The sequence below is a fragment of the Aneurinibacillus sp. UBA3580 genome (assembly GCF_002375825.1).
Classification (GTDB): Bacteria; Bacillota; Bacilli; order Aneurinibacillales; family Aneurinibacillaceae; genus Aneurinibacillus; species Aneurinibacillus danicus.
This window is the reverse complement of the sequence record NZ_DFMZ01000077.1, coordinates 35472-41663: the sequence shown is the minus strand read 5'-3', so window position 1 is coordinate 41663 and position 6192 is coordinate 35472. Positions and strand designations below refer to the sequence as shown.

7 protein-coding genes are annotated in these 6192 nt (G+C 49.0%); all 7 read right to left on the bottom strand.

The annotated features are described in order from the left end of the window. On the bottom strand, positions 1-1685 hold a 1685-nt coding region (locus B2899_RS11720; RefSeq protein WP_286885983.1), incomplete at its 3' end, for an efflux RND transporter permease subunit. Positions 1686-1915: 230 nt separating this feature from the next. Then, positions 1916-2224, bottom strand: a complete 309-nt coding sequence (locus B2899_RS11715; RefSeq protein WP_286885982.1) for a rhodanese-like domain-containing protein — start codon at positions 2222-2224, stop codon at positions 1916-1918. Positions 2225-2281: 57 nt separating this feature from the next. Continuing rightward, a complete protein-coding gene (locus tag B2899_RS11710; protein ID WP_174760625.1) occupies positions 2282-3004 on the bottom strand; it encodes a cytochrome c biogenesis CcdA family protein in 723 nt (240 codons plus the stop codon). 162 nt (positions 3005-3166) lie between these two features. Further along, positions 3167-4444, bottom strand: a complete 1278-nt coding sequence (locus B2899_RS11705; RefSeq protein WP_286885980.1) for a peptidase — start codon at positions 4442-4444, stop codon at positions 3167-3169. A gap of 21 nt (positions 4445-4465) precedes the next feature. Continuing rightward, positions 4466-5134, bottom strand: a complete 669-nt coding sequence (locus B2899_RS11700; RefSeq protein WP_286885979.1) for a 3-oxoacid CoA-transferase subunit B — start codon at positions 5132-5134, stop codon at positions 4466-4468. Then, entirely contained in the window at positions 5119-5808 is a 690-nt protein-coding gene (locus B2899_RS11695; protein ID WP_414631772.1) for a CoA transferase subunit A, read from the bottom strand. The genes B2899_RS11700 and B2899_RS11695 overlap by 16 nt, the downstream gene beginning before the upstream one ends. Positions 5809-5824: 16 nt before the next feature. Further along, positions 5825-6192, bottom strand: a 368-nt coding sequence (locus B2899_RS11690; RefSeq protein WP_286885974.1) for an aminotransferase class III-fold pyridoxal phosphate-dependent enzyme, incomplete at its 5' end; no start/stop codon positions are given.

Here is a 6192-nt window from a genome sequence, read left to right as displayed (position 1 = left end):
TTAAGAGCGGTTTGGATAACACCGATGTTGGATTCGCCAAACATACTAACATTTAATAATCCCGTCAGACTAAGGCTTCCTATCAGCAGGCCAAACGCAATGCCGGCTGTAATTAGCTTATGGCCAAGAGACCATTTCAACAAACGCTGATACATAAAGGATACTTTGCCCGGCTCGTGCTCTTTTACTTTGGTTGAGCGCAGCAGAAGAAGTTTGGTCATCAGTGGTACGACCGTCACCGCTACCAATAGCGAGGCGAGCAGCGAACAAACAACCGTGACAGCAAACGGACGAAATACTTCGCCAACAACGCCGCTTACGAATGCAATGGGCGCAAATACAGCTACGGTAGTTATGGTTGATGATGTAATGGCGTTTGTTACTTCCTTTGCCGCGAACCGGATGACGTCAGTGTTTCGTTCACGATTCAACTGCAGGTGACGGAAAATATTTTCGATGACAACGATACTGTCGTCCACCACCCTGCCTACGGCAATGGCCATGCCAAACAGCGTCATCATATTCAGTGTCAAGCCGAGCCAACTCATGAAAATAAGGCTGACCAAGATAGAAAGCGGGATGGATACGAGTACAATAAGCGTGGATTTCATGTTGCGCAGGAACAAAAGAATCATCAGGGATGCCATGATGGCGCCCATCATTCCTTCATTCATCATGCTCTTGATGGAGTCTTTAATGTCTACAGAGGTGTCGTATACCGTCTTGAAATCGATGTCAGGATAACGCTGGCGAAGCTCATCCAGCTTTTTGTTAATGATGTCGCCAGTTTCTACCGCATTTCCTTCGCGTGTCTTGTACAGGCGGATGCTAATACCTGGTTTGCCGTTCAGACGGCTAATTTGTTCCTTTTCCGTTTCAAAAGCGACGTCCGCCACATCGCCGATTTTCACATAGGCTAGTCCGCTGTTCATGCCGGAAGAAAGAAATAATTTCGTATTCTTAATCTGTTCAATGTTTGTAAACTTGTTAAGAATACGTACCGCCTGCTCTTCTTCCTGTATTTTCACATTTCCTGCCGGAATACCAACATGATTCGCTTGAATTAATTGTTTAAACTGGGAAGCGGAAAATCCATAATTGCTGAGCGCCGATAGATTAGGATATATATGCACCTTGTTCACGCGCTCGCCGACAGTGAAAACCTTCTCCACTCCCTGGATATCCTCGAGCTCAGGCACGATTGTATCCTTTACCAGAGAATTTAAGGAATCATCGGATATCGCCGTGTTTTTGGGGCTTACGGCTAAATAATAAATCGGCGCCGTTCCGAAGCCTTCTGTGTTCACCTGCGGGCGTTCCGCATCGGCAGGTAATTTGACGCCCGAGATTTTCTTTTCAACCTCATCCCTGGCTTCCTCCACGTCCGTTCCCGCGTTTAGCATCACAACAAGCGTAGAGTGATTATCAACTGAATGCGATTCGAGATATTTCATTCCTTCGATGGTATTGACCGCTTTTTCCAGCGGTTTGGTCACATCATCAAGCACATCTTCCGGAGCCGCATTCGGATAGTCCGTCTGGACAATGACAACCGGGAACGAGATATCAGGCATACTCTCCACTTTCAGAGAGGTAGCAGCCACCACGCCACCCATCGTAATCAGGAGAATAATAATAATAACGGCGGCCGAGTTCTTTAATGAGAAACGGGTTAAAAATTCCACGCCTCCTCCTCCTTCCTCTTTCCTACTATATGAATGCTGTATAACCAGTCCGATTCTATGTTAACGTATCCATTCTTTAAGGCGGAACGTCCCAAGCATGATTCTTCCTCCGTCTTAAGACGGAGATGAAAAGACATAAGAAAAACTCGCTGGCGCTATCGCCCGTCCTTTTTCCATAAAAAAAGAGAAGGTATATCAACCTTCTCACAATTATCATTGTCTCTATTTTTTTATTTTTCTACGCTACTCGGCCATTCTAACATGCCGCCGACCATATTCTTTACGTTGTAGCCACGCTCGGCCAGCCATTCGGATGCCATGCCGCTCCGGTTACCGCTCCGGCATACCATAATATATTCTTTTTCCTTATCCAGTTCATGCAGCCGGGCCGGAATTTGCCCCAACGGAATGTGCTTTGCACCTGGAATGCGCCCGCCTGCATATTCCTCATCTTCCCGCACATCAATCAAATTCAGCTTCTTCCCTTGTTTGAGCTGCTCATTCACTTCATTTGCTGAGATTTCACCGTATGTACTCATACTGTCGCCTCCTCTGTTGCGATTATTTATTCGTAATTCTCTTCTTACTTATACCTGTTATATGCCTGTGAATAAAGTAAACGAAGATAACCAGGCGCTTAAACGCTGCATTTGTCCCGTATAGATTAGTACACCCATGGCAATAAGAATCCATCCGCTTACATTCTTAATGACTGGCATCCAGCGATTCAAGCTGCGGACTGCTTTAACGGAATACAGCATAATAAACGAAATGATAAAAAACGGAATCGCAAGACCGAGAGAATAAACACTGAGTAAAAACATACCGGTATTGACCGTTTCAGCATTGCTGGCCAGAAGCAAGATGGAAGACAGGGCAAGACCTACGCACGGCGTCCACCCGGCCGCGAACGCCATGCCAAGCAACAGTGACGAAAACCCTTTGCCTGCCTGAATACGGGACATGTCAAACCGCTTCTCGCGGGCCAGGAAACGAAGCTTCAGCCAACCAATTGTCTGAAAACCGAAAATAACAATCAAAATACCGCTCAATTGCTCGAATAGCTCTCGATTCGAACGAAGAAATTGTCCCAAATAGCTGGCAGTTGCTCCGAATAAAACAAAAATAATAGAAAAACCGATAATAAAAGCCAGCGAACGAACCAACAGCGTACTGCGCCGGATTGCAAGCCGATCGTCCTGCACCATCCCTCCGGTCAAATGCGTAACGTATGCGGGTATTAACGGGAAAACGCAGGGGGAGAAAAAAGAAAGTAAGCCGGCAAACCAGGCGAATGATACGGATATGGATTGCTGCATATTACCACCTCTCTAAGCATTGTCGCACATTCGATTCTTCTCATGCAAGAATGGACATACTTTTTATTTTATAGCGGACAAGCAGTTTCACCGTCCTGTCATAATTCGTCCGATTTTTCACAGATGGAAAAAAGTAAGCACGCCCTTTTCAGGCATGCTTTTTTACCTTTCTGCAGTGAGCGTCTTCTCGTTCGCTACTCCACACCAGTGCATAATTGTATGTGCCATAATCTCCGCGCATTCCATTACGCGATCAAGCTCGATGTATTCGTTCGGATAGTGGGCCATGCTGGTTACTCCCGGTCCGAATACGATGGACGGAGTCTCCCCTACCCTGGTCAACAACCCGCCGTCCGTTCCCCATGGGGAAGCTTCGATAGCAGGGTCTTCGCCAAGCACTGAACGGTACGAGTGGATAAGGTGATTCATCAGCTCGTGATCGCTGTCAATCATGCCCGGTACCCACTGTGCACCGAACCATTCCAATTGCGGCGGATGCTGCTTAAACCATTCATCATCCAACGCGGCCAATGCTTCAGCCATTGCCTGTTTCGCATCTTTCATTTCCTCATCCGGCGCTACACCCATCCGTCCCTGCAGCTCTACCAAATCAGGAACGGAAGACGGCCACTCTCCACCTTGAATCGTTCCCACGTTTATCGGAATAGGAATCGGGATATTTTTGTACAGCGGGTCGGTAATCCGTTCGTTCCTTTCCTTCTCCAGCTTGCGGATCGCATCCACGACAATCATCGCCTTCTCAATCGCACTTACGCCTTCATAACGCGTGCCGCCATGCGCGGAGCGCCCTTTTACTTTAATCTTGAACCACATGGACCCCTGTTGTTTCGGGAAGATTTTCATCTGGGTCGGCTCTGGAATGAGGGCTGCATCAGCTTTGTAGCCGCGCAATACCGTAGATAATGTCCCCGATCCCCCACTTTCTTCCTCCACTACGCTTTGGAAGATGATATCGCCCTTAAGACGGACACCTAACTCTTTCAGGCACTTGATAGCAAACAGCATCGCAATATTGCCGCCCTTCATATCCGTTACGCCGCGCCCATACATTTTGCCATCTTCAACCTTGCCGCTGAAAGGATCATCATTCCATTGATCAAGGTCGCCTGCCGGTACGACATCAATGTGCCCGTTCAAGATAAGCGACTTTCCGCCGCCTTCGCCCTTCCAGACTCCCACTACGTTCGGACTTCCCTCAAACGACGTGCGCGGAGAGCAAAAGTATGGGTGTTTAATTAATTCTTCACCCGATGGCTCCCATATGTCTACATCCAAACCAAGCAAGGCCAACTTATCGGCCACCAATTTCTGCGCGCTTGCTTCTTTGCCCTGCACGCTCGGCGCCTGCACGACCTGCGCGAGAAAATCGATGGCTTCCTGCCGGTGCTCCCGCATCCACTGCTTTACTTGTTCTTTCATTACGCCTGTGCACCTCCCTGGTTATTTAAAGACCGGAATTTGACTGCTTTCCGCAAATTTAAGCGGGGCTTCGGTGCTTTCTACCACCTGTTCGACCGTATACGGATACAGCACTTCGCGCAAGTATAATTCTCCGTCTACCACTTCAATCACCGCCCGTTCGGTAATAATCATATCTACACATTCCGGAGCGGTCAGCGGCAGCGTACATTTCCGTAAAATTTTCGGCTCTCCCGCTTTGTTTGTATGATTCATCAACACAATGACTTTTTTGGCTTTCTGCGCCAGCTCGATAGCTCCACCCATGCCGGGCACCCGCTTCCCCGGTACAATCCAGTTGGCCAAATCACCCTTTTCGCTCACTTCCAATGCGCCAAGAATGGTGATATCCAGGTAGCCGCGACGGATCATGCCAAATGCGACAGTGCTGTCAAAGTAGGAAGCACCGGGCACGATGGTAACGGGAAATCCGCCTGCATTGCAAAGATTTTCGTCTTCCTGGCCTTTTGCAGGGGTCGGACCGGTTCCGAGTATTCCATTCTCTGCATGGAACATAACATCCCAGTCATGCGGAATATAATCCGCAACCAGCGTCGGGATACCGATACCTAAATTGACCAGCATACCCGGCCGGATTTCTTTCGCCGCACGCCGCGCGATTAAGTGACGCTGCTCTACTCCCACGCCCATTTCCAGTTCACCCCTTCGCTCTGTACGATACAGTCCACATATACGCCCGGTGTTACGATGCATTCCGGATCAAGTGCTCCGCACGGTACGATTTCGTCCACTTCCGCAATTGTGATGTCTGCTGCCATTGCCACAAGCGGGTTAAAGTTGCGCGCACTCTTGTCATACACAAGGTTTCCGTATTCGTCCGCTTTTTTCGCATATACAATGCCAACTTTCGCAGTCAGCGCCGGTTCCACCATGTATGTTTTTCCGTCCACTTCAATCTTTTGTTTCCCTTCTTCCACAATCGTGCCAAGTCCCACATCCACCAGAATGCCGCCCAGGCCCATACCGCCTGCGCGAATCTTCTCGGCCAGCGTACCTTGAGGATAGAATGTTACCTTCATGCTGCCCTCCGTCATCAGTCGACCGGCATTCGGATTGGAACCGATGTGCGACGTAATTAAGCTGCGGGCGCGGCCTGCCGTTACAAGTCGGCCAATTCCGATATCGGGAAAACCGGAGTCGTTGCCGATTAAATCCAGATCAGTTACCCCTTTACGCAAAATGCCGTCGATAAGAGTCGGCGGATTGCCTACGCCGCCGAATCCGCCAAACATAAGCGTAATGCCGTCCGTAATATGGGCCAGCGCTTCATCGAGTGAAACTACTTTAGAGATTGTCTGTGTCATCTGCATCCCTCCTCCGTTATACGCTTTCTTTGGAAACGAGCTGCCCTTCCTGCTTCAATTCCACCTCTATCTCACCAATGGACTGATCAAGTATAAATAAAAGTTCATTCACTTCTTCTTCTGAGATGACAAACGGCGGGGCCACCAGAACGGCGTCGCCCGCCTGTCCGTCGATACCGCCGGACGCGCTGTAAATAAGCAATCCTTTCTGCATCGCCTTTTCAATCAAGCGCTCTGTTACGTGGAGGTTGAGGGAGAACGGCTCCTTCGTCGTACGGTTCTTAACAAATTCAATGCCGCACAAAAGACCCTTACCGCGCACATCACCGATAATGTCATACTTCTGCATAAGCGCCTGCAGGCCCGCCATCAATTGAATACCTC